The sequence below is a fragment of the Bacillus sp. ms-22 genome, from assembly GCF_009759805.1.
Taxonomy (GTDB): Bacteria; Bacillota; Bacilli; order Bacillales; family Bacillaceae; genus Bacillus; species Bacillus xiamenensis.
On the sequence record NZ_CP046653.1, the window covers coordinates 1,909,345 to 1,926,110 of the forward strand.

Consider the following 16,766-nt stretch of genomic DNA (forward strand, 5'->3'; position numbering starts at 1 on the left):
GTGAAGTCGTTTTACCACTATTTAATGAAGTACAGACATCCAAAACCGAAAGATGACATCAGTCATTTTGCCAATGCTGCTTATGAAGATCACAGCTTCCCTAAAGCTTCCACTGATTATCATGAGCTGTGTGCGTATTTAGAGTTAAATGGGGACTATTTAAGCTCTATGACGACATTTGACGAAGCATTTGAGCAATACGAAGTAGAAGTCAAAAAAAAATAACACATAACACCGCTTGTTCCGTATGGGAGAAGCGGTTTTTTATTGGGGAAATAAAATGGCGTTTTGCATGGTGTGGTTGCCCATGCAGAATTCCTTGCGCCGGCATACGATACGTTAAGACCAAAAGTCGGGCAAGGGGGAGACAAAATGAAGGCGAAAGCACCAAAATATAAAGTAGGGGATATTGTCGTCGTTGTCATGTACGGCACTGTTGGAACGATAACAAAAGTCCATCAAATTGACCAGCACTATCTATATGAGGTCAATCATAATGAGGTGCTTTATTTTGAAACATCACTTCAGCTTTATGACGAGTACGACGGGGTGATTGTGGATACAGAAAAGCTGGACATTGAATATGAGTTCCTCATTGGCGATGTTGTATATGTAAAAGATTACGGAAAAGAGCTGTTTAAAATCATTGGCCATCGGACTGAAATTTGGCGCTACCTTGAAGATGGCTGGGAAGATGTGATTTACGAACTCACGAGGTTAAAAGACGGAGAATGGCTGGAAACAGAAGAGGAAGACTTGACGCTTGTCCTAAGGAAATATGAGATGGACCAGTTTGTCCATCAGCTTCTTTTTGTGCATTACGTTGGGGAGACCTCAAAAGAAATAGAAGAAGATATGGTGCAGACGGCACTATTACAGTTAGAAGAGAAACAAGAAAGCGAAGCCACACTAGAATTCCTCGCTGTATCTATAGTGGATGAGCTTCTTGACATTTACAATGATTATAAAATTCTCTATGAATTTTTTAAGGACCCAGAATACAAGGATATGATGGACTTTATTTTGGAAAGCTTAAACGAACATTTTGGTTAAAGAAAGACTTGTCCTAACACGAATAAAAAATAAGGGACACAGAAAAAAGCAATCACATAAAACCATCCCCTCAAGATACGGCCCATCACTTGATCAAAAGTATCTCCATCTAATATGCTTAACCATTTCATTGTCTCAAGCCCCTTTTCTTTGTGTTTACTGCATTTATATGTATGGAATGAGCCATTATGACAAACTGTAATAAAAATAAGGGAGCGTTCATACATCATAAAAAAGGAGGCTAAAGCAATGAAAGAAGCTGATTTGGTGATTGATACAGAGGAAATTGCAGAATACTTCTACATGGAGCTGGTCAAAAGAGGGTACATACCATCTGAGCTGGAAACATTTGAGCTTGCTGATATCACATTTGAATATATGCTGAGGAAAGCAATGATAGTTGAAGAAGAGGCTTGGTAGGCACTATACTTTGAAGAGATTCTGAGTAGAAAGGGAGGGGAATACTTTAGCGTGTATGTGATCATTCTTTTCATGATATTTGGCGCCATCGCTGCGCTTATGGTATCTGGTGTGTTTCAAAAATTGGACAACCAGATCATCTTATCGTTTGAGAACATGAGACTTCCTTTTTTAAATGACGTCATGCTCACTTTGACTGATTTTGGCATCAGTGCACTGCTTGTCCCAATCATGCTCATCTTTAGTGTGGTGCTGCTCGCGTATAAACGCTACTACTCTATCATGCTGCTTTTTCTGCTCTATATTTCAGAAAGGGCGATCAATCATGAACTGAAAGGGCTTTTTGCTAGAGAGCGTCCAGCCTTTGATCATCTAGTGAATGAAACATATTACAGCTTTCCGAGCGGTCATTCAATGAATGCAGCAACAATCTATCCGTTTATCGCATATCTATTAATTGAGATGATTCCATGGCTCAAAAAAAGACAAAAAGCGGTCTATATGGTGACAGGATTATGTGTGCTGATGATTGGCATCAGCAGGATGTATATCGGTGTACATTATTTGACGGATGTAGCAGGGGGCTTTGCGATCGGACTAGCTTTATTTCTCATATGTAAAAAGATTGACGAAAAATTGTCCGGCATTCGACAAAATTAGAAGAAGGAAATTAACAAATCCCAGCTAATTTTATATAAAAGGGGAGGGATTTGAATGCAATTGACGTTGAGATTTTTTCAAAAGAAACCTTCAGCATATCACTTAACCATTTACCAAACACCTGAATATGGTGCTGTAAGCGGGCATCAGCCTGTGTACCGGACAAAGATTGGCGGCAGGACACACCTTGATGTACTGGAAAAAGCATTCTCGACATTTAATGTACAAGATACAGTCCCTAATGATTACAATGCACGGTTCATCTCAACAGGGGATATCGTTGTGATTGATGATCAGAAAAAAGGGAAGTGCTATTATCAGCTCTTTCCGACAGGATGGAAACGCAGTGAACGCTTAATGACGATGAGTTAAATATAAACTGATGATGCCAGCCTCACATCCAGCTGGTATTTTCTTTTTCCCCTCAATCGTTTATAATAAATGGGACTAAATACATGTTAAATGTAAGTGGAGGCTGACAAATGAGTGTACATATTGGAGCAGAAAAAGGACAAATTGCAGAAACGGTATTGCTGCCAGGCGATCCGCTTCGTGCGAAATATATTGCAGATACATATTTAGAAGATGTTGTGTGCTATAACGAAGTGCGAGGCATGTATGGCTTTACTGGAACGTATAAAGGGAAGCGTATCTCTGTACAAGGCACTGGAATGGGCGTACCGTCTATTTCGATCTATGTAAATGAGCTGATCCAAAGCTATGATGTTCAAAATTTAATCCGTGTTGGCTCTTGCGGAGCGATCAAAAAGGACGTCAATGTGCGTGATGTCATTTTAGCTCAAACATCGTCAACAGATTCTCAAATGAATCGTGTGGCATTTGGACCGATTGATTATGCGCCTTGCGCAGATTTTGATCTTCTGAAGAAAGCCTATGACACAGCCGAAGCAAAAAATGTAGCTGTGCGTGTTGGGAATGTGTTTACCGCAGACCAATTTTATAATGAAAAACCACTTGAGCTGATGGATCAATATGGAATTCTAGCGATTGAAATGGAGACAACAGCTCTTTATACGCTCGCTGCAAAATTTGGCAGAAAAGCGTTGTCGATTTTGACAGTGAGTGATCATGTGCTAACAGGAGAAGAAACAACTGCTGAAGAGCGCCAAACAACGTTTGACGAAATGATCTTAATTGCACTAGAGTCTGTTTTATAATAGTATAAAGGATGTGCTACGACGTAGCGCATCTTTATTTTTTTAGTAGAGCAAAAGGAAGGTATGTCATGAAGAAAAGCTATAAAATACTCTCAATCGCATCGATTCTTGGTTTGACGGCCGCATTATCAGGCTGCCAGTTGCTGGATCAAAAAAGCGGTACCAGTGAATCCAACAAAACAAGCGAACAAAAAACTCAAAGTTCATCGTCCCAGCAAAACTCAAATGATACGGCAGATTCATCTAATCAAGAGCTGACGTTAAAGAGTGAATATTTCAATGACATCAAGGTTGTTAGCGGGCTGAAAACCATTCAAAATCCTGAAAATGTGCTCGCACTTGTCAACAAAGAATACGCACTGCCAGGAACCTATAAACCTTCTGATCTCGTTGTACCAAAAGTAGAATTCTCTTTTACAGAGGATATTGAAAAACGATATATTCGGAAAGTAGCAGCGGAGGCACTTGAGAAATTATTCAAAGGTGCGAAAAAGAAAAACTTCGAGCTGGCCGCTGTATCTGGCTATCGCTCCTATGATCGTCAAAAAGTTATTTTTGATAGTGAAGTCAAATTAAAAGGGAAAGAAAAAGCCCAAGAAGCCGTAGCATTACCAGGCGAAAGTGAACATCAAACAGGTCTTGCAATAGACATTTCCTCAAAAAGTGCCGGTTTTGAGATTTCTGAAAAATTTGGTGAAACACCTGATGGCAAATGGGTCGCCAAAAATGCCTATAAATATGGCTTTATCATCCGTTATCCAAAAGGAAAAGAAGACATCACAAAATATGAATATGAGCCGTGGCACCTGCGCTATGTAGGGAAAGAAGCCGCAAAAGCGATGCATGATCACGACTTAACATTCGAAGAGTACATGAACAAAGTCAAGAAAGTATAACAAAAAAGGCCTCCCAGCTTATGGGGAGGCCTTCCAGCGTGTAGACAAACCCTCGCATTCTTTGTCAGTCCTGCGTGCCGGTGCTCACGAATCTTAAATTCGCTCCGCTCCGGTACTCGTCCTTCCTAGACTGCAAAGGTTTTCAGGTCACGCTGAAAAGAAGACAAAGGGCTAAAATCAAGATCATTTTAGCCCTTTGTCAACAATCTGAAAGGCCTCCCAGCTTATGGGGAGGCCTTCTTTTATTGTCTTTTTAAAAAAAGAACAAACCTGCTAATGCGAAGCCGGTAATAAAACCGAGGCCAATGCCGTAAGCTGCACCCCAGCCCCAGCCATAATAACCTCCGTAATATCCAAAGCCAAAGCCCCCGCGGGACCCGCCGATTGGACGGATATAGACTTTGCGGTTTGTCACCCGCTCAATACGTCCAACATGTACTCTGCCATTACGATCAGTGATTCTAGCCACTTTTCCCATATGCTGCTGACAAAGCTTGTAGTAGCGCTCCATGTTTTACCTCCTTATGATAAACTCTTTTCACTCTTATCCTATGCGAGAGACTTCATAGAGTTTGGACAAAACATATAGGAGATTCGCTCATTTTATACTGTACATTCAAATAAAATGTGACTTAGGTTTTCTCGGTGGGCTCCAATAAGCTCATAGTGTGTTTGCAGTGTATCGTAAAGAGACGGTGGTATTTGTTCAGATAGTTCCATTTCTGTAGTAGGCTCCTCCTGCACCATGTGCTCATCAAAAGAGAGAATCCGAATATCGCGGAATCCTGCCAATGTTAACTGTTCTTTCCATTCTGAAAGTGAAAAGAGGGAGTGAAACCCGTAAAACTCTCGAACAGCTGCCTGTTCTTTTGGTGTGAGCGGTGCTTTTAACACAGCCTCATTAGCGATCAATTGACCTCCAGGAGCAAGTACCCGTTTAATCTCTGCAAGTGCAGACTGTAAATGGGTGAAGCTTAATACAGATTCACTGATCACTAGAGAGAACGATGCATCAGCAAATGGTAGTTGTTCAATAGAAGCTTGCAGGGCATGGAGCGGCAGTTTTTCACGCGCGAATCGAAGGTTAGCCTTTTTAATCATCAACGGATGAGTATCAATCGCTTTCACCTGATAACCTAAATGCCCTAAATATGCGGCTGTTTGTCCTGTACCGCATCCAGCATCCAGTATATGATCATCAGGCTTCAAGTTCATTTGCTCGATCATCGTTTTTGTTAACTCTATTCCACCAGGATGAGCACCTGATACACCAAAATAGGCAAGCATTTCTACATAATCACTCATGGAATCCCTTCTTTCCTTATCATGTTTCTCTCTAAAGATTATGCAATCCAGGGTCAAATGGCTTATCTTTTCAAATAGAAGTTTGATCCTTTGGTTGACGGATGAAGAATCGTCCTTGATAATAATGAAAGGAGATAAAGGTGGTGTTTTTTTGAAAAAACAATTCAAGTTCGTGCTAGCCATTCTGGTGACAGCAGCGCTTTCCTCATCGATTACATTTGTGATCACAAAACAAAGTGCTGTCAGTGTCTCAGGAGATGAGAAGTTTAGTAAACTCATGGCTGCTTATACGAAGGTCAAAAATGAGTATTACGAAAAAACGGATGATCAAAAACTAGTAGATGGTGCGATTCAAGGAATGATTGCATCACTTGATGATCCATACTCTACATATATGGATCAGGAGGAAGCCGAAGGGTTTAACAACACCATTTCTTCCTCATTTGAAGGAATTGGTGCACAAGTAGAAGAAAAGGATGGACAAATTTTAATTGTCGCACCGATTAAAGGCTCTCCTGCTGAAAAAGCTGGTTTGAAACCTCATGATCGTATTTTAAAAGTGGATGGAAAAAGCACAAAAGGCATGTCAGTCAATAAAGCGGTATCTCTCATCAGAGGGAAAAAAGGAACGGATGTCAAGCTAAGTCTGAATCGTCAAGGTGTTGGAAACGTGGACGTGAATATTACAAGAGACACCATTCCTCTTGAAACGGTTTATACAAAACTAACAAAAGATAAAATAGGAGAAATCCAAATTACTTCTTTTGCTGAAACGACATCTAAGGAGCTAGACAAAGCGATTGATGACCTCCAGAAAAAAGGTGCAAAAGGTTTTGTGATTGACCTAAGAGATAATCCAGGCGGCATCATGACTGAAGCGATTGAAATGAGTAATGACTTTATTGATAAAGGAAAAGTCATTATGCAGGTTGAAGAAAAAGGGAAGAAACAAGTGTACAAAGCGGAAAAAGAACGAAAAGTGCAGCAGCCGGCTGTTGTCCTAGTAAACGGCGGATCAGCTAGTGCTGCTGAAATCATGGCGGCAGCTCTGCACCAATCATCAGGTATTCAAATTGTTGGTGAAAAGACATTTGGTAAAGGGACTGTTCAGAATGCCCAAAGCTATAATGATGGTTCTAGTGTGAAATTAACGATCGCCAAATGGCTGACACCAAACGGCTCTTGGATTCACAAAAAAGGCATTGAACCACAGATAAAAGCATCTCTACCGAGTTATGCGAAGCTACCATACTTAAGCCCAAAAAAGACGTATCAGCTGAATGATCATGGAGATGAAGTCAAAGCAGCTCAAAAAATGTTCCAAGCGCTTGGCTACAAAGCAAAAGCCAATGGAGAATATGATCAAGCATTCCAGTCGATCTTGAAAAGCTTCCAAACTGATCACGATCTGAAGGCAGACGGTATTCTCACAGGCGACACAACGACGGTACTGATGACAAAGATCCAAGAGAAGCTAAAGAAAAATGATACGCAAATGAAAAAAGCCATTGAAGTGTTGAAAAAAGAAATGAAATAGAAAAAGCACTCTTCGATTACAAGAGCGCTCAGATGGTTGACAAAGGGCTAAAATGAACTTGATTTTAGCCCTTTGTCTTCTTTTTAGCGTGACCTGAAAACCTTTGCATTCTAGGAAGGACGAGTACCGGTGCGGAACGAATTTGACATTCGTTCCGCACCGGGAATGCGAGGGTTTGTCTACACGCTGGGCAGTCCTTATCAGGGGACTGCTTTTTTCTTCTGCTTACGCTTTATTGGCTACAGGTTCTACTTGTTCACTGCCATTTTCAAACAGATCGCTTGTCACGGAGTTAGATGTGACATTTTTCTGGAAGAACGGATTCAATATCAAGATGATAAGAACGTTCGCTAGTAAACCGAGAAAGCCCTCATAAAGGCCAAACGTCACTTGTGTGATATTGGCTGTGAAAGTAACGATAATTCCTGCGACAAGCCCAGCAATGGTTGCTTCTCTAGATTGTTTTTTCCAGAACAAGCTGATCGCAATCGCCGGGAAAATTTGAACCATTCCTGAAACACCGATCAGCTGAAGCGTAACAAGCGCAGTTGGGAACAGCATACCGAATAAAAGAGCAAGCCCAATGACGATAAATACCATTGAACGTGTAATGATGGTTAACCGTTTAGGTGACACATTTGGATGGATTAAGTCTCGGTATAAATTATTCGCAAATAAATTCGACGCGCCAATGGCCATGATCGAGCATGGAATGAGTGAAGCAAGTGCAATCGTTGAATAGGCAAGCCCCTGCATCACGCCTCCATATGACGTTTGAATTAAATGAAGAAGTGCAAATCTAGGATTTGTATCTTCTGGTAAGACCAAAAATGCAATAAATCCAAGGAAAATGACCAAAATCAGCACAATGTTGTAAAGGGGTAAAAAGATGCTGTTTTTCCGGATGGCATCTGCGCTTTTCGCTGTAAATACCCCAGTAGCTGCATGTGCCCACATAAACAAAGCAAGTGCAGAAACGCCTGAAGCGGTAATAAACCATAAAATGCCTTTAGGACCGCCTTCAGGTATCGTTAGAAGCTGCGGCGCCTCTTTAGCTAACGTATTCATCATTGGTGTCCAGCCGTTAAAATGAATAATAGGCAGAGAAACCACCATAAAAAGCATGATCACCCAAACAAGAATATCTTTAATAATGGCTGTATATGTAGGCCCTTTAATCCCACTGAAAAACGTATAAAGCGCGACTAAAATAAATGAAATCACAACAACTGCATTCACATTAATATAACTCGTTCCAGCGACAGTTAGCGTATCTTGAATGCCGCTTAGCTGCAGACAAATATATGGAATCAGCATCAGTACACCGATAATGGCAATTAAACTGGATAACAGCTTGCTGTCAAACCGCTCACGTGCATAGTCAGCAAGTGTTGTCAGCTTGTGATTTTTCGCAACCGTCCAAAGTTTCGGTAAGAAGAAATAAGCAATAAAATAAGCAAGAACCGAATAGGGGATAGCGAAAAAAGCCACACTTCCAGCTGTATAAGCTGTACTTGTTAGCCCTAAAAAGGTATAGGCTGTGTATAAGTCTGCGCCAACAAGGAACCAGACGAGCAGCCCGCCGAATTTTCTTCCGCCGACAGACCATTCTTCTACTGTCTGTCTTGACGATTTGTCACGACCAGCGGCAAATCCGATGACCACGACGATGAAAATAATACTTGCAGTAATCAATAAAGCTGTTAAATTTCCTTGCATCAGTCAGTTCCTCCAGTTGAATGTTGCATCCTGTAAATGATAAATGTGCAAATAGGTGTAAGAACAATCCATAGTAAGAGCCAGAAGTGGAAAAAAGGCAGCCCAATCACAAATGGATGAATACGATTCACCAAGGGAAGCAGTGCAAGCTGCCCAATGAATGGAATCGCGATGAGTAGTGCCAGCATCAATTTTTTATTCATGTGTTCCTCCTCTAATATTTTGTAATTTCATAATAATAGCAGTTGTCAGATTAGATCACAAGACCATTTTCAGAAAAAACAATCATTTTTGTGAATATCATACTAATATAACGCTTTCATTTTGGAAAAGAGAGAAAGAGCGAAGTACGGTAAAGGGAATCTTGAAAATAAGTATGGAGGAATAATATTTAATGCAAATAAAAAAGCCCCAGCATGAAGCTGGGACTGTGCCGTTTTTTATAGGAAATCAGATACTTCTTCGATGTCAAAACGATTGCTTTTATGAGCTTCTTTTGCTGCTTTTCCGACAGAAATTAACATAACTGGTTCGTAGCGGCTGCTCACATTGAATTCTTTTATGTAAGCTTCTTTGCTGAAACCGCCCATTGCGCAAGTATCATATCCCATAGCTTTTGCCGCAATCATTAATTGCATGGCTGCTAACGAAGCATTTGAATAGGCAGCTTCACGTGCATATTGCTCGCTTTGGTAAGCACTATTGATTTGCGTCATCAGTGTTTCTTTAATGTCCTCTGTGATGAACCCTTGCTCTGCTAGCTCACTGTAAATTTTTTCACCATTTTTATTGGCTTCAAGGTCACCTAGCACAGCAATGACAGCGGATGCTTGTGAAACTTGTTTTTGGTTGTAAGCAATTGGAAGAAGCTTTGCTTTTGATTCAGCACTATGGAAAACAGTGAAATGCCAATGTTGAAGGTTCCATGCAGATGGTGCTTTTGTTGTGATATCAAGAAGCTCTGTTAACTCTTCCTTTGTCATTTCATGAGTTGTATCATACTCTTTTACTGAAGCTCTTTCTTTTAAAATGTCAATCGTTTTTTGATCGGTCGCCATATGGATATTTCCTCCCGTTTGTGCAAATAGTATGGTACAATAAATAAAAAAGTGAGAAACTTACTTATTGTAACTAGAGACATTTTAAATTGTATACCGTTAATTTGTCAAACATTCATGAAAAGAAAGGCTGAAATATATGGAATTCCAATTATGCCCACACATTCAGCAAGCTTTTTTACTTCTTGGGAAAAAGTGGAATGGTCTCATTATTCATGTATTGCTTGATGGTCCAAAGCGGTTTAAAGACCTGACGGATATGATTCCATCTATCAGTCAAAAAATGCTCGCAGAACGCTTAAAAGAGCTTGAACAAGAAGGAATTATAGAGCGCATTGTGCTGCCTGAAATGCCTGTGAAAGTCATCTATTCCTTAACCGAAAAAGGGAATGCATTAAACGATGTGTTTGGAGAAGTATCGCGCTGGGCAGGGGAGTATGCCGGATCTCATGAAAAAAAAGAGCAAGCCTAGTTTCAGGTTTGCCCAAACGTTTTGTCTCCTGATGAATATGCTGATGTTAGGCACATGACAAAGGAGGAGAAATGCATGTACCCTCATACTCCGTATTTTCGAGGCGGCGCCCCTGGCATTCCGCCGTTTGAATCCAGAGTCCCTTTGTTTTTTGGTTTTGGCGCTCCTTTAGTCGGCGGACTGCTTGGCGGATTTCTAGGAAGTGCGATTTTTAATTATCCTCGTCCATATTACCCGCCACCACCACCGCCTGTTCCACCACCATATGGCGGCGGATATCCACCATATTATTAAGAAAAAAGACTAAGCCTGCTCCCATACGAAAGCAGGCTTTTTATAATGGAATATCTATTTCAGAAATCCCCGGATCATCATGCTTTAAAAACATAATTTCTAAAATACCATCCTGATACGAAGCCTTCGTTCCTTTTCTTTTCACAGCAGCAGGCAGGACCACCTCCTTTTGTTCATTCTCTTCTGGAAAATGATCAATAAAGAGTAGATTAGCTGTATGTCTGATTTTTACTTTTTCAGTGTTTGGACGAGCAAGCTCTATTTTGACAAACACGTGATCAGTTGTCTCGAACACTTCAACATTCGGCTCTTTCTCTTTTTTAACATCGGGCTCTCTCGTTTTTTTCTGCTGAGACAGCGGATCCTGAAAGGGGAACTGAGCAGAATAATTGGAGCCGAATACACTTTCCATCACTTGATTGACATATTGCTCAACATCTTTAGGATCTGAATTTTTTAAGGCTTCTTTTGAAAATTGCTTTTGAAAAGGGAATAATCGGTTCCAGTCAAACATGCAAATCATCCTTTCTAAATGCCCTGAATTAGTATATGCCCATTCAGCGGAGTGCGTGCTATAATATACGATAGGTTTAGAAAGGAATGGTTAGATTGAACGAACAACATCAATCAAAAGGTGTCTTATATACTGCGGCATCTTTTACATTATGGGGGCTGTTCCCATTATATTGGAAACTGATGGAGCATATTTCGTCAGGCGAAATTTTAGCGCACAGAATTGTATGGTCATTTATTTTTATGTGCGGTATTCTCCTTTATTTAAAGCAAGTCCGTCCAGCGATGCAGACTGTGAAGGGTCTGATGATGGATGGAAAAGCATTTTTCTCCTTACTTTTATCTGCTATTTTAATTTCGGTTAACTGGTATGTGTACATTTGGGCCGTGAATCATGATCTGATGCTAGAAGCGAGTTTGGGGTATTATATTAATCCACTTGTATCAGTTTTACTAGGCATCATTTTCTTGAAAGAACGAATGAATAAAATGCAAACAATCGCAATCCTCGTCGCCGCTGCTGGCGTGATCATTTCAACAGTTCAGTACGGTTCATTCCCAGTTGTTGCTTTCTTATTAGCCTTTAGCTTTGGTTTTTATGGCTTGATTAAAAAGAGGATGAGTTTTACAAGTGCCATTGGACTAACGATTGAAACGCTTCTTCTTGCGCCGGCTGCACTTGTTTACTTATTATTTTTCTTAAAAGAACCAGTTGTGACAATGCATCCGAGCAGCTTCGGTTCTCTTGGCCTGTTATTTTTTGCAGGGGTCTTTACAGCTGTTCCGCTTCTTTTATTTTCTGAAGGGGCAAAAAGAATTCCACTTTATCAAGTGGGCATTTTGCAATATATTGCACCGACGATTACGTTGTTCTTAGGTCTGTTTGTGTATCACGAACATTTATCTGCGGCTAAAATCGTGACGTTTCTCTGTATTTGGACAGCGATTTTCCTATTTACCACCTCGCAAATACGAATGAAAAAAACAGCGAATTCTCATTAAAGAGAACAAGCAGTTTGCTTTTTTTTGAAGGCGGATCATGTCATAATAAGTTGTTACCAAAACTGTAGAGGGTGATCACATGTCATCAGCCAATGAGCTAGTATTCGCTTACAGGTCTTTATGGAAAAATCGTCAGCTTCAAGTCGATGATATGTCTTCTTTACACGAGGCCATATGTGATGATTTACTCGATGCACGCACCCATCCGCGTGCAAGAAAATCTTTGCATCAAAAGTACGTGCTCGCTGTGGAGAGAATATTAGAGAGTGCTGTTAAGCAGGATCATCAGCTGCAGCTGATCAGCTTACATACGAAAAAGCTGCGAGAACTAATTCAAAATGAAGGAAGGAACCACTCATGAAACCAATTCAAACGGAAGATGTCACAGCACATCTTGAATCGTTTTTAAATCGTCCAGTCTTCGTTCATCTTGAAACGACAACTGGTTCTTATTCAGCTCATGTGAATGAACAAAACATGACGGTCGTGGCGTATATCCGCAATGCGAAAGTCGTCTATTCACAGGCAAAAATAAAAGGACAAGGTCCATACCGTGTGGGAATGAAAACGGAAGATGGCTGGATTTACGCAGAAGGTTTGACCGACTACGTGTTTGATGACCAAGGCCGCTTGCTGTTAGCAGGGCATCTGCCAGATGGAAAACTAGCGATCTCATTACAAATTAGTGAAACACCATTTCAGGTGTAGGAGAAAGGGTGACAACTGATGAACGAACATGTACTTGTGATGCTGCCTCACCCCGACGATGAATCCTTTGGGGTCGCAGGGCTCATCGCGCAAAGCAGAAAACGTGGAATTCCAGTGACGTATGCATGCGGAACACTTGGAGAAATGGGAAGAAATATGGGAAGCCCGACATACGCTAACCGTGAGACACTACCTGAATTAAGAAAACAGGAATTAATCAATGCATGTAAAGAAATGGATGTCACGGATTTACGTATGCTTGGCCTTCGCGATAAAACGTTAGAATTTGAAGATGATGAGTATTTGGCCGATGTGATGGAAAACATCATTGATGACGTGAAACCAACACTTATTGTCACGTTTTATCCAGGGCATGGTGTACACCCTGATCATGATGCGACAGGTGAAGCGGTCATTCGTGCTCTATACCGCAAGAAAAAAGAAGACCGTCCCGTCACATACTGCATGGCCATTACGAAAAATCGAGAAGAAGTGCTGGGAAATGCCGATATTGTGATTGATATTACAGATGTAGCAGATATCAAATTAAACGCACTAAGAGCGCATAGAACACAAACAGAAGGCATGCTAAGAGAGCTTGAACAAAAGCTGAAAAACAAAGAACCTGTCGTCCAAAAATGGTTCGATGAAGAAATTTTCTGGACGTATCAATGGAATGACTAAATAAAAAGAGCTGGCCGAAGTCAGCTTTCTCGGGCTGTCGTCAACATATCGACAGCCTCCTTTATTGTCTAAATACCTATTATTGATATGTCTTCTTAACCGCTTTATTTAGTTGATGGTAGATTCCTAAGTATTCGCGATGAGTTTAAGAAATGCCTGATTGACTGTAAATGTATCATATGGTAAATTTTAATCGTATAAAATGTCAAATTCTTATATTATTCTTCTTTCATCCTTCTCTTTTTACACCTTTATTTAGCGATCGACTCATCCATGTAAATGGTCTCATCATTTTCCAATCGAATTTTATATCAAGTTGTCTATTATGAAAGCGCAGAGTGAAATAAAGAAAAGCTTTATTAAATATTACTCACACGTTTCATAAAAGGATTTGACGAGTATACATTCCTTGGAGAATCAGATTCTGGCGATACTATAGAAGGAACATTTGGTTCAATAAAGGGAGATACTTTTATGGTCAAGTTAAGGTTGTTATTAGCGGCGAATCTTATTTCCTCTGTAGGTACTGGAGTTACTTCCTATTTAATGATTTGGCTGCTAATAGACCAATTAAATCAGTCAGTTTTATATGGCATTGTAACCATGGTTACGATGACTTTTGTGTTCTTAGCCTCTCCTTTTTTAGGAAGCTTGGTTGATAGACACTCTCGAAAAAGCATATTCCTTCAATTGGAGATCACTGGTGCGGTCATGCTGCTTATTTTTCTCATTCTCTTTGATATTTCAACTTTTCTTAACATCATTCTTGTCGTTATATTGACCTTGTACAATACGACATATGATTCAATAAAATATCCAACCTTATCAGCTCTAACCCAAGAAATGTTTAATAAGAATGAGTATAGCAAAGTGAATAGCAGTTTAGAGGTTCAGGGGCAAGCAGCGTTAATGATCAGCTCTGGTTTAGCCGCTTGTTTGATCGGACAAATATCTATTACAGTTATATTGCTTATGAATGTCATCACTTTTGCCATCGCATCCATTCTCATTTATAAATTGCCCTATCAATCTAGCAGTTCAATTAAGGAACAATTCCATTCTACTAAAAGTGCATCGTACTGGGAAAACTTCACATCATCACTACAATATCTTTTCCACCGTAAAGTTTTGTTTGTCCTTTTACTAACGACTTTTGTGCCCAGCATTGTCATTATTGTAGCGAATTATTTGGATCCCATTTTTGTTTATCATTACTTAAACGAGGGGCCCTCAGTGATTGGCATCGCCAATATTTTTTACGCAGTCGGCGCAATCAGTGCAGGCTTCATTGCGTATCAAATGTCGAAGAAAGTCGGGGATATTCCGGGAGTTATGTTGTTCATGCTTCTTTTTGCCGCCTCAATCATGGCTATTTTCCTCATTCCTCATTCTTACACATTTATTGCAGCAAGTCTGTTTTTAGGAAACGCAAATGCATCAATTAGGATTTTTAGAAAAAGTTATCTGTATCGTCATGTTGATAATGCGTTCATGGGACGCGTCAACTCTTTCATCAATGCTTGTAAGTTATTAGGTCAGATTTCGCTTATTGGTATTTTAACAATCACTGTGGTGCCAGCAGGAAAATCAAATGTTGGCTATGTCATTTTATGTATGATCGTCATGGTCTCTCTTCTCATCACCTCCTATTTATATGTGAAGAAAATCCGTACATTAGACTGAAAAATGTCCTGCTTTTGCCTCATTAGGTCTCTCAGATGGAAGGGTGGGGGCAAGCTTGCTCCTGGGCGGATAAAAAATGAGGTCATATCATTTAGTGTACATCTCACAACATTTATGTCTCAATTAAAAAATCAACCGAGAATGATTCGGTTGATTTTTTACACTTTGAATTTAGTTAAAGATGATACACGATGATTTTCAATTGGATTAGACAGAGAATATCGTCTTTCAATCAACCTGAGGCGGATAAAGAGGACGATTGCACCTGCGGCAAGTCCGGCAATGAGCCCGATCCAATAGCCAAACGCCCCAAATGAGGTATATGTACCAATCAGGTAGCCGGCCGGAAGACCAATGACCCAGTAAGAGACAAAAGCAGCAATCAATGTATAATTCACATCTTTATAGCCGCGCAGAGCACCTTGAATCGGTGCAGCGACCGCATCTGACAGCTGGAAAAAGATCGCATACATCAAAAAGTGCTGTGTCATTTGTAAAACAGCTGAATCGGCTGTATACAAACCTGCAATCTCAGGTCTAAATAACAAGATGAGTGCTGCCGTACATAACGAGAACAAAACAGCTGTTCCAATGCCAATATAGCTGTAGCTTTTGGCATCTTTATACCGCATGGCACCCGCTTCAAAACCTACGACGATCGTTAACGCCATAGAGATGCTGAGCGGCAGTATATATAAGATAGAAGCAAAGTTCATCGCTGCTTGGTGACTTGCGATCGTCACGGTATCAAAGTGACCCATTAAAAGAGTGACGGCGGCAAAGATGCTTGTTTCAAAAAAGATCGCAAACCCAATAGGGATACCGATTTTCAGTATTTGTCCCATACGGGAGAGGCTGAACCGGGGCAGTTTTTGAAACAACCGAAAGGAGGCAAACGGTTCGGCTTTGATGACAATACAAATACTCATGATAAAAATCGCCCAATACGTCATCGCAGATGCAAGACCAGCCCCCGCACCGCCAAGCTTTGGAAACCCAAAGTTCCCAAAAATAAATAGGTCATTTAAAACAAAATTAATAGGAAGTGCGGTTAACGTAATGAACATCGTCACACGTGTTTTTCCTAATGCATCAACGAACGATCTCATGACTGAATAACCAAAAAGCGGGATGATTCCAATAGCAAGGAAGCTGAGAAAATGTCGGGCAATGGTTTCTACGGATGGTTCAAGCCCAAGTCTCCCTAAAATAAAAGGAACACATAACGATCCAATGACGATCACCACGATACTTAAAAGGAAAGATAAATAAATGGCCTGGAAGACAGCCCGAGGAACGTCTTCCCTGCGGCCACCGCCCATTAACTGAGCCACAATAGGGGTAACGGCCATTAATATACCGGCAAGTCCAGTATAAACAGGTGTCCAAATACTAGAACCGATCGCTACACCCGCAAGGTCTTCTGCGCTCACCTTTCCAGACATAACCGTGTCTAAAAACGTGATAAGCGAAAGACCCGCTTGCGTAATTAAGATCGGGATCAAAATAGTTAAAAATTGTGCCAACTTTGCTCGAGTGCTATTCGTTTCTCTCATCATAAGTTCCTCTCTGAACAGAAATAAC

23 protein-coding genes are annotated in these 16,766 nt (G+C 40.6%); 15 read left to right on the top strand and 8 right to left on the bottom strand.

Features of this window, described 5'->3' with window-relative positions; all coding sequences use genetic code 11:
* Both GPA07_RS10080 and GPA07_RS10085 read left to right on the top strand, forming a co-directional pair.
* Positions 1 to 225 (top strand): YozE family protein, encoded by a 225-nt coding sequence (locus GPA07_RS10080; RefSeq protein WP_008346438.1) that lies wholly within the window; start codon positions 1 to 3, stop codon positions 223 to 225.
* Positions 226 to 372: 147 nt separating this feature from the next.
* A complete protein-coding gene (locus GPA07_RS10085; RefSeq protein ID WP_008358185.1) occupies positions 373 to 1,053 on the top strand; it encodes a hypothetical protein in 681 nt (226 codons plus the stop codon).
* Here the strand turns inward: GPA07_RS10085 and GPA07_RS19010 are convergent.
* Complete coding sequence (locus GPA07_RS19010) at positions 1,050 to 1,184, bottom strand: hypothetical protein (protein ID WP_008358186.1); 135 nt, start codon at positions 1,182 to 1,184, stop codon at positions 1,050 to 1,052. The two genes, GPA07_RS10085 and GPA07_RS19010, sit on opposite strands and share 4 nt — an antisense overlap.
* Positions 1,185 to 1,302: 118 nt before the next feature.
* On the opposite strand from GPA07_RS19010, the gene GPA07_RS10090 reads away from it, so the two are divergent.
* The 5 genes from GPA07_RS10090 to GPA07_RS10110 all read left to right on the top strand — a co-directional run bounded on the left by GPA07_RS10090 (position 1,303) and on the right by GPA07_RS10110 (position 4,207).
* A complete protein-coding gene (locus GPA07_RS10090; RefSeq protein ID WP_008358188.1) occupies positions 1,303 to 1,473 on the top strand; it encodes a YozD family protein in 171 nt (56 codons plus the stop codon).
* Positions 1,474 to 1,524: 51 nt separating this feature from the next.
* On the top strand, positions 1,525 to 2,133 hold the full coding sequence (locus GPA07_RS10095; protein ID WP_008358190.1) for a phosphatase PAP2 family protein: 609 nt from the start codon (positions 1,525 to 1,527) through the stop codon (positions 2,131 to 2,133).
* Between the two features lie 54 nt (positions 2,134 to 2,187).
* On the top strand, positions 2,188 to 2,505 hold the full coding sequence (locus GPA07_RS10100) for a YodL domain-containing protein (protein WP_008358192.1): 318 nt from the start codon (positions 2,188 to 2,190) through the stop codon (positions 2,503 to 2,505).
* A gap of 110 nt (positions 2,506 to 2,615) precedes the next feature.
* Positions 2,616 to 3,311 (top strand): purine-nucleoside phosphorylase, encoded by a 696-nt coding sequence (gene deoD / locus GPA07_RS10105; protein WP_008358194.1) that lies wholly within the window; start codon positions 2,616 to 2,618, stop codon positions 3,309 to 3,311.
* A gap of 68 nt (positions 3,312 to 3,379) precedes the next feature.
* Positions 3,380 to 4,207, top strand: coding sequence for a M15 family metallopeptidase (locus GPA07_RS10110; protein ID WP_008358196.1), 828 nt, complete (start codon positions 3,380 to 3,382; stop codon positions 4,205 to 4,207).
* 253 nt (positions 4,208 to 4,460) lie between these two features.
* On the opposite strand, the gene GPA07_RS10115 is transcribed toward GPA07_RS10110, so the two are convergent.
* Together GPA07_RS10115 and GPA07_RS10120 are read right to left on the bottom strand one after the other, a co-directional pair.
* Positions 4,461 to 4,718, bottom strand: coding sequence for a hypothetical protein (locus tag GPA07_RS10115; protein ID WP_008360018.1), 258 nt, complete (start codon positions 4,716 to 4,718; stop codon positions 4,461 to 4,463).
* A 92-nt stretch (positions 4,719 to 4,810) separates the two neighbouring features.
* On the bottom strand, positions 4,811 to 5,512 hold the full coding sequence (locus GPA07_RS10120; protein WP_157292478.1) for a class I SAM-dependent methyltransferase: 702 nt from the start codon (positions 5,510 to 5,512) through the stop codon (positions 4,811 to 4,813).
* A gap of 151 nt (positions 5,513 to 5,663) precedes the next feature.
* On the opposite strand from GPA07_RS10120, the gene GPA07_RS10125 reads away from it, so the two are divergent.
* Positions 5,664 to 7,049 carry a S41 family peptidase gene (locus tag GPA07_RS10125; RefSeq protein ID WP_071169055.1) on the top strand — a complete coding sequence of 462 codons (1,386 nt, stop codon included), beginning with the start codon at positions 5,664 to 5,666 and terminating at the stop codon, positions 7,047 to 7,049.
* Between the two features lie 225 nt (positions 7,050 to 7,274).
* Here GPA07_RS10125 and GPA07_RS10130 read toward each other — a convergent pair whose 3' ends face one another.
* The 3 genes from GPA07_RS10130 to GPA07_RS10140 form a co-directional block, all read right to left on the bottom strand.
* Positions 7,275 to 8,768, bottom strand: a complete 1,494-nt coding sequence (locus GPA07_RS10130; RefSeq protein ID WP_008360013.1) for a sodium:solute symporter family protein — start codon at positions 8,766 to 8,768, stop codon at positions 7,275 to 7,277.
* Positions 8,768 to 8,971 (bottom strand): DUF3311 domain-containing protein, encoded by a 204-nt coding sequence (locus GPA07_RS10135; protein WP_008360011.1) that lies wholly within the window; start codon positions 8,969 to 8,971, stop codon positions 8,768 to 8,770. Before GPA07_RS10135 ends, GPA07_RS10130 begins: the two co-directional genes overlap by 1 nt.
* A 237-nt stretch (positions 8,972 to 9,208) precedes the next feature.
* Positions 9,209 to 9,826: a nitroreductase family protein gene (locus GPA07_RS10140; RefSeq protein ID WP_071169056.1), complete on the bottom strand. Its 618-nt coding sequence runs from the start codon at positions 9,824 to 9,826 to the stop codon at positions 9,209 to 9,211.
* 139 nt (positions 9,827 to 9,965) lie between these two features.
* Here GPA07_RS10140 and GPA07_RS10145 point away from each other — a divergent pair, with 139 nt between their 5' ends.
* Complete coding sequence (locus tag GPA07_RS10145) at positions 9,966 to 10,298, top strand: winged helix-turn-helix transcriptional regulator (protein ID WP_071169057.1); 333 nt, start codon at positions 9,966 to 9,968, stop codon at positions 10,296 to 10,298.
* Between the two features lie 75 nt (positions 10,299 to 10,373).
* Entirely contained in the window at positions 10,374 to 10,592 is a 219-nt protein-coding gene (locus GPA07_RS10150; protein WP_008360006.1) for a hypothetical protein, read from the top strand.
* A gap of 40 nt (positions 10,593 to 10,632) precedes the next feature.
* Here GPA07_RS10150 and GPA07_RS10155 read toward each other — a convergent pair whose 3' ends face one another.
* A complete protein-coding gene (locus tag GPA07_RS10155; RefSeq protein WP_157292479.1) occupies positions 10,633 to 11,106 on the bottom strand; it encodes an Hsp20/alpha crystallin family protein in 474 nt (157 codons plus the stop codon).
* A 95-nt stretch (positions 11,107 to 11,201) separates the two neighbouring features.
* On the opposite strand from GPA07_RS10155, the gene rarD reads away from it, so the two are divergent.
* From rarD to GPA07_RS10180, 5 genes are all read left to right on the top strand, one after another.
* Positions 11,202 to 12,107, top strand: coding sequence for an EamA family transporter RarD (rarD, locus tag GPA07_RS10160; protein WP_008360003.1), 906 nt, complete (start codon positions 11,202 to 11,204; stop codon positions 12,105 to 12,107).
* Between the two features lie 79 nt (positions 12,108 to 12,186).
* On the top strand, positions 12,187 to 12,468 hold the full coding sequence (locus GPA07_RS10165; protein ID WP_008360001.1) for a hypothetical protein: 282 nt from the start codon (positions 12,187 to 12,189) through the stop codon (positions 12,466 to 12,468).
* Positions 12,465 to 12,815, top strand: a complete 351-nt coding sequence (locus tag GPA07_RS10170; RefSeq protein ID WP_008359999.1) for a YojF family protein — start codon at positions 12,465 to 12,467, stop codon at positions 12,813 to 12,815. Before GPA07_RS10165 ends, GPA07_RS10170 begins: the two co-directional genes overlap by 4 nt.
* Positions 12,816 to 12,833: 18 nt before the next feature.
* On the top strand, positions 12,834 to 13,499 hold the full coding sequence (gene bshB2 / locus GPA07_RS10175; protein ID WP_008359998.1) for a bacillithiol biosynthesis deacetylase BshB2: 666 nt from the start codon (positions 12,834 to 12,836) through the stop codon (positions 13,497 to 13,499).
* Positions 13,500 to 13,973: 474 nt separating this feature from the next.
* Complete coding sequence (locus tag GPA07_RS10180) at positions 13,974 to 15,182, top strand: MFS transporter (RefSeq protein WP_157292480.1); 1,209 nt, start codon at positions 13,974 to 13,976, stop codon at positions 15,180 to 15,182.
* Between the two features lie 158 nt (positions 15,183 to 15,340).
* Here GPA07_RS10180 and GPA07_RS10185 read toward each other — a convergent pair whose 3' ends face one another.
* Positions 15,341 to 16,738, bottom strand: a complete 1,398-nt coding sequence (locus tag GPA07_RS10185; protein ID WP_008359995.1) for an MATE family efflux transporter — start codon at positions 16,736 to 16,738, stop codon at positions 15,341 to 15,343.
* Between the last annotated feature and the right edge of the window lie 28 nt (positions 16,739 to 16,766).

Bases quoted from the DNA above. Each gene is read 5' to 3' on its own strand.
- GPA07_RS10115 (WP_008360018.1), bottom strand. From the start codon at position 4,718: ATGGAGCGCTACTACAAGCTTTGTCAGCAGCATATGGGAAAAGTGGCT.
- bshB2 (WP_008359998.1), top strand. From the start codon at position 12,834: ATGAACGAACATGTACTTGTGATGCTGCCTCACCCCGACGATGAATCC.
- GPA07_RS10130 (WP_008360013.1), bottom strand. From the start codon at position 8,768: ATGCAAGGAAATTTAACAGCTTTATTGATTACTGCAAGTATTATTTTC.
- GPA07_RS10135 (WP_008360011.1), bottom strand. From the start codon at position 8,971: ATGAATAAAAAATTGATGCTGGCACTACTCATCGCGATTCCATTCATT.
- GPA07_RS10120 (WP_157292478.1), bottom strand. From the start codon at position 5,512: ATGAGTGATTATGTAGAAATGCTTGCCTATTTTGGTGTATCAGGTGCT.
- GPA07_RS10085 (WP_008358185.1), top strand. From the start codon at position 373: ATGAAGGCGAAAGCACCAAAATATAAAGTAGGGGATATTGTCGTCGTT.
- GPA07_RS10150 (WP_008360006.1), top strand. From the start codon at position 10,374: ATGTACCCTCATACTCCGTATTTTCGAGGCGGCGCCCCTGGCATTCCG.
- GPA07_RS10165 (WP_008360001.1), top strand. From the start codon at position 12,187: ATGTCATCAGCCAATGAGCTAGTATTCGCTTACAGGTCTTTATGGAAA.
- GPA07_RS10110 (WP_008358196.1), top strand. From the start codon at position 3,380: ATGAAGAAAAGCTATAAAATACTCTCAATCGCATCGATTCTTGGTTTG.
- GPA07_RS10180 (WP_157292480.1), top strand. From the start codon at position 13,974: ATGGTCAAGTTAAGGTTGTTATTAGCGGCGAATCTTATTTCCTCTGTA.
- GPA07_RS10140 (WP_071169056.1), bottom strand. From the start codon at position 9,826: ATGGCGACCGATCAAAAAACGATTGACATTTTAAAAGAAAGAGCTTCA.
- GPA07_RS19010 (WP_008358186.1), bottom strand. From the start codon at position 1,184: ATGAAATGGTTAAGCATATTAGATGGAGATACTTTTGATCAAGTGATG.
- GPA07_RS10145 (WP_071169057.1), top strand. From the start codon at position 9,966: ATGGAATTCCAATTATGCCCACACATTCAGCAAGCTTTTTTACTTCTT.
- deoD (WP_008358194.1), top strand. From the start codon at position 2,616: ATGAGTGTACATATTGGAGCAGAAAAAGGACAAATTGCAGAAACGGTA.
- GPA07_RS10170 (WP_008359999.1), top strand. From the start codon at position 12,465: ATGAAACCAATTCAAACGGAAGATGTCACAGCACATCTTGAATCGTTT.
- GPA07_RS10155 (WP_157292479.1), bottom strand. From the start codon at position 11,106: ATGTTTGACTGGAACCGATTATTCCCTTTTCAAAAGCAATTTTCAAAA.
- GPA07_RS10090 (WP_008358188.1), top strand. From the start codon at position 1,303: ATGAAAGAAGCTGATTTGGTGATTGATACAGAGGAAATTGCAGAATAC.
- GPA07_RS10100 (WP_008358192.1), top strand. From the start codon at position 2,188: ATGCAATTGACGTTGAGATTTTTTCAAAAGAAACCTTCAGCATATCAC.
- GPA07_RS10185 (WP_008359995.1), bottom strand. From the start codon at position 16,738: ATGAGAGAAACGAATAGCACTCGAGCAAAGTTGGCACAATTTTTAACT.